The organism is Massilia frigida (assembly GCF_011682175.1).
Classification (GTDB): Bacteria; Pseudomonadota; Gammaproteobacteria; order Burkholderiales; family Burkholderiaceae_D; genus Telluria_A; species Telluria_A frigida.
Map to the genome: position 1 here is coordinate 1 of NZ_WHJG01000089.1, position 4005 is coordinate 4005.

Genomic DNA, 4005 nt, shown 5'->3' on the forward strand with positions numbered 1-4005 from the left:
TGCGCAGCTTGCCGCTGGCGACGACGGTGGACGAGGTGGAGGCGCTGTTGCCGTGGAATTTGCATAGCCATGATTTAGCCAGCGAAACGGTTCCCTGAACAGCCTGGGGTTCATGGGGCACTTACATCGCTACCGCACTAATGCCGCCGTTATGCACGGTCGGGTACGGACTGGCACATATGAAATGGGATTTTGTCGTCGGTGCGTTTTATCTGTTTTCGATCAACAGTGTCTTCATTGCAGTATCGATGGTGCTGGTTACCGTTACGGGCTTTCTGCACCTGCCTCACCGTAATTTTATCGACCGCCACGTCGAGCGCCGGGTCAAGACCGCACTCTTAGTGATCGTATTGGCCACCACGATTCCTAGCGCGTATCTTGCATTCGGCTTGGTGCGAGCCGAAGTGTTTCGCACCAACGCCAAAGCGTTCATCAAACGCGAGTTTCAGTTCAAGCACACTTCGGTGGTCGGGTTGGCGTTGGCGCCGGAAAGTAAAACAATCGAAGTGACGCTGACAGGCGACCCGATCGAGCAGCCTGCGCTGGACGTACTCAAAGATCGCCTGGCGAATTCCCGTCTAGCAGGGGCTTCGCTCGTGGTTCATCAGGGCGCGTCCCAAAATGTCGATGTGGCTCAGCTTAAGGAAGGCGTTTTGGCGGACCTGTATCGCACAAACATTGACACATTGCGCGAGCGGGACGTTACCATTCTGGAACTGCGCAGTCGATTGGACGCCCACAAGAGGGCGGGCGAAGTTGGCGGACGCGAGACGGCCAGCGTACTGCGCGAGTTGCGCGCCCAGTACCCGACCCTACGCAAAGCGATGGTGGGCTACGGCCAGGCCCTGACCAGCGACGACAAGCCTGATGCCGCAAGCGGGATTCCTGCCGGGCCAGGGATTGCCGTAGTGCCCTTCCTGTCCCTCACCATGAGCAGTGCTCTGTCGCGCCACGAACGCGAGCGATTGGAGCGCTGGTTCAAGGCCCGTGTCGAGAATCAGAATGCCAGCGTGACGGTCAACGTTGTCCAGAAGGCGCGCGACCGTTAAAGTGGCGAGTCACACGGATTGAAGTTTATTCCGCTTCGTGCGTGCGCGCGTGAATTTGGCCAGGACGTCGGTTGCTTTGGCGGTCCAGCTATTCAGTTTCGGCACCACGTTATGTTTTGCAATGAACTTCTTATCGAGTCGTTCAGGTATGGGGCCGCGCTTCAATCCGAGCCGCCGCGTTATGTCGAGCAAATCAAGCCCTGACGGCAGATCGGGGCCGGAGTGCGGCCCGGTCTATCGCGGTCAGCGCTTTCCATAAAAATGTGCTTTCCATAAGAACTTTATGCAAAGCTTTCCATAAGCAATCCACTGCACCTGAGACCCCACGCAGAGGAAGTCGCGTTAACTATTCCACTCAACAACGCCCTCTCGCATCTGTAGCGCGTCGATGCCTTGGTCGCGGAGCAGCCTGACTGCATCGGACGACATCAAGCAGAATGGACCGCGACAATATGCGATCACGGGCCTGTCCTTTGGCAATTCGGCCAGACGGTTCTTCAGCTCGGCTAGTGGCATCGAACGTGCAAACGGCACGTGGCCAACCGCGTATTCCTCGCTCGGCCGTACGTCGATCACGATCACTTCGCCGGATTTCGCCTTGTTCAGCAGTTCCTCGCGGCTATTGCCGACCCACTCATGGGTGGCAGCAGAGAGCTGGCGCAGGGCGTCCTGCAATTCGAACAGCCGGTCCTCGGCCAAAACCCGAAGCGTCACCCATAGCTGGCCCACCTCGGCGCTGGCCAGCCGGTAGATGATGTACTTCCCCTGCCGTTCAGCTTCAACAAGGCGCGCGGACTTCAATTCTTTCAAGTGCGCGCTGACCAGCTTCGCACTAATGCCCGCTTGCAGCGCCAAGGCCTCAACCGTCTTGGGGGATTGCCCCAGCAATTCGATCAGCTCAAGCCGCTTCGGGCTGGCCGATGCCTTGGCGATACGTGCTACTTGCTCGTACAGGGCGTCCTTGATAGTTCTATTCGTTGTCATAGGCAGGAGTGTCAGCATTTTGTAGTTCCAGGTCAAGGCCACCGGCAATTTGGTCTTGCAGGAATGGCAAAGATCCATTATATTCCAATGATCGTTAGATTGTTGGTTCTTTACTTTGTGAGGCAAATCCCAATGCAGGCACTGTTCATTCTGAACGCCGCGCCATACGGCAGCGAGCTCACCCACAACGGCTTGCGGCTGGCCGCAGCACTGGCCAAGCGTGAACACAATACGGTGCGCATCTATCTGATGGGCGACGCGGTCGGCACCGCAAAAAGCGGTCAGAAGGTGTCGGAAGGGCAGCCCAACCTGCAAACCATACTAGGCCGGGTCGCCGCTGCTAGCCAAGACAACATCGGCGTATGCGGTGGCTGCATGGATGCACGCGCGTTGCAGGACTGCGAACTGATCGAAGGGGCACATCGCGGCACGCTCGATCAACTGGCGGATTGGTCCGAGTGGGCGGACAAAGTTTTTGTGTTCTAGGAGATTGCAATGTTTTTTAAGCAGAGAACAAATGACGACGCCTCGATCTCGTACTTCTTCGGTTGCGCGGGGCAAGGCAAGGGGATCGCGCTCGACGTGCTGGCCGGTGACGAAGCCTGGTATAAGGACCAGGCACGCAAGTTGAATGTTGAAATCGCCTATGTGTTCGATTCACATATCCATGCCGACCACCTGTCCGGCGGCCGAACGCTCGCCGAACTAAGCGGCGCGGCATACTCGCTACACGAGAGCAATATCGGTAAGACCGCCTTCCCATTCACGCCGGTGACCGATAAGCAGACAATTGACGCGGGCAATACGCGCTTCCAGATTCTGCATACGCCGGGCCATACAGAAGATAGCATTTGCCTGCTGGTCTCGGACCGCCGGCGCGCGGAAGCGCCATGGTTCATCCTCACTGGTGACACATTGTTCGTCGGTTCGGTCGGTCGACCGGACCTTGCAGGACGCGAACAAGAAATGGCGGCCCAGCTCTGGGACAGCCTGCATGGTCGGCTGCTGAACTTGCCTGAAGAGCTGGAAGTCTTTCCAGGACACCAAGCTGGAAGCGCATGCGGCGCAGACATCTCAGGAAAGCCGTCGTCAACGATCGGCTTCGAAAAGCGATGGAATTCTTTGCTGTCCCTGCAGAAGGAGGCATTCATAACGTCCCTCACGACCACGATCCTACCGCGTCCCGCCGAGATGGAACGGCTTGTCGCCGCCAATCTTGGCCAAGTTGAGTTTACATGAGCAAGGAACCGGCGATGCCATCGGCCGCACATTCCCCGGCCGCCTCCATTGGCCTACAACTTGGACTGCGCGCGAACTGGCGCCAATTTAGTTTGCTTGTTGTCGTAAACGCATTTGTCGGTGCAATGGTCGGGATGGAGCGCAGCATCTTGCCCGCCATTGCCGAACAAGAATTTAAGCTGGTCGCCCACACGGCGATTCTGGCGTTCATTGTCGTCTTCGGCCTTGCCAAGGCCATCACTAACTATTTTGCCGGCCGCTTTTCCGACGCCTACGGACGTAAAATAGTGCTGGTGATTGGCTGGCTGATCGCTACTCCCGTTCCCTTCTTGCTGATGTGGGCGCCGTCCTGGAACTGGATCTTGCTGGCCAACGTTTTTCTCGGCGTGAGTCAGGGGCTGACCTGGTCGACCACTGTAATCATGAAGATCGATCTCGCCGGTCCCAAAAATCGGGGCACGGCGATGGGCGTCAATGAATTCGCGGGTTATTTCGCCGTCGGCGCAGCGGCGCTGGCGACCGGCTGGATTGCAGCCAAATATGGCTTGCGGCCGCAGCCGTTCTACCTTGGCGTGGCGTTTGTTGTGATCGGCTTGCTGCTATCGGTGTAACTATTCAGCCGCTACGCAGTTGGCCTGATCGGATCGCCAGCAAATGCACGGCGCAGCACTTCCAGCATGCTGTGCCCTTGTTTGCGTAGGGTGTCGAGGCAGGAGCGGATGGTGCAGAAGTT

5 protein-coding genes are annotated in these 4005 nt (G+C 57.6%); 4 read left to right on the plus strand and 1 reads right to left on the minus strand.

Annotated features, from left to right (window positions below):
• Positions 1–125 precede the first annotated feature (125 nt).
• Complete coding sequence (locus tag F2P44_RS33840; protein ID WP_370662791.1) at positions 126–1049, plus strand: DUF389 domain-containing protein; 924 nt, start codon at positions 126–128, stop codon at positions 1047–1049.
• A gap of 342 nt (positions 1050–1391) precedes the next feature.
• Here F2P44_RS33840 and F2P44_RS33845 read toward each other — a convergent pair whose 3' ends face one another.
• Complete coding sequence (locus tag F2P44_RS33845; RefSeq protein WP_167094411.1) at positions 1392–2051, minus strand: ArsR/SmtB family transcription factor; 660 nt, start codon at positions 2049–2051, stop codon at positions 1392–1394.
• A 114-nt stretch (positions 2052–2165) separates the two neighbouring features.
• On the opposite strand from F2P44_RS33845, the gene F2P44_RS33850 reads away from it, so the two are divergent.
• The 3 genes from F2P44_RS33850 to F2P44_RS33860 are packed head-to-tail and all read left to right on the plus strand — an operon-like array spanning position 2166 to position 3883.
• Complete coding sequence (locus F2P44_RS33850) at positions 2166–2519, plus strand: DsrE/DsrF/TusD sulfur relay family protein (protein WP_167094414.1); 354 nt, start codon at positions 2166–2168, stop codon at positions 2517–2519.
• A gap of 9 nt (positions 2520–2528) precedes the next feature.
• A complete protein-coding gene (locus tag F2P44_RS33855) occupies positions 2529–3272 on the plus strand; it encodes an MBL fold metallo-hydrolase (RefSeq protein ID WP_167094416.1) in 744 nt (247 codons plus the stop codon).
• Positions 3269–3883, plus strand: a complete 615-nt coding sequence (locus tag F2P44_RS33860) for an MFS transporter (protein ID WP_229423905.1) — start codon at positions 3269–3271, stop codon at positions 3881–3883. Before F2P44_RS33855 ends, F2P44_RS33860 begins: the two co-directional genes overlap by 4 nt.
• Positions 3884–4005: the final 122 nt, after the last annotated feature.

Bases quoted from the DNA above. Each gene is read 5' to 3' on its own strand.
- F2P44_RS33845 (WP_167094411.1), bottom strand. From the start codon at position 2,051: ATGCTGACACTCCTGCCTATGACAACGAATAGAACTATCAAGGACGCC.
- F2P44_RS33850 (WP_167094414.1), top strand. From the start codon at position 2,166: ATGCAGGCACTGTTCATTCTGAACGCCGCGCCATACGGCAGCGAGCTC.
- F2P44_RS33855 (WP_167094416.1), top strand. From the start codon at position 2,529: ATGTTTTTTAAGCAGAGAACAAATGACGACGCCTCGATCTCGTACTTC.
- F2P44_RS33860 (WP_229423905.1), top strand. From the start codon at position 3,269: ATGAGCAAGGAACCGGCGATGCCATCGGCCGCACATTCCCCGGCCGCC.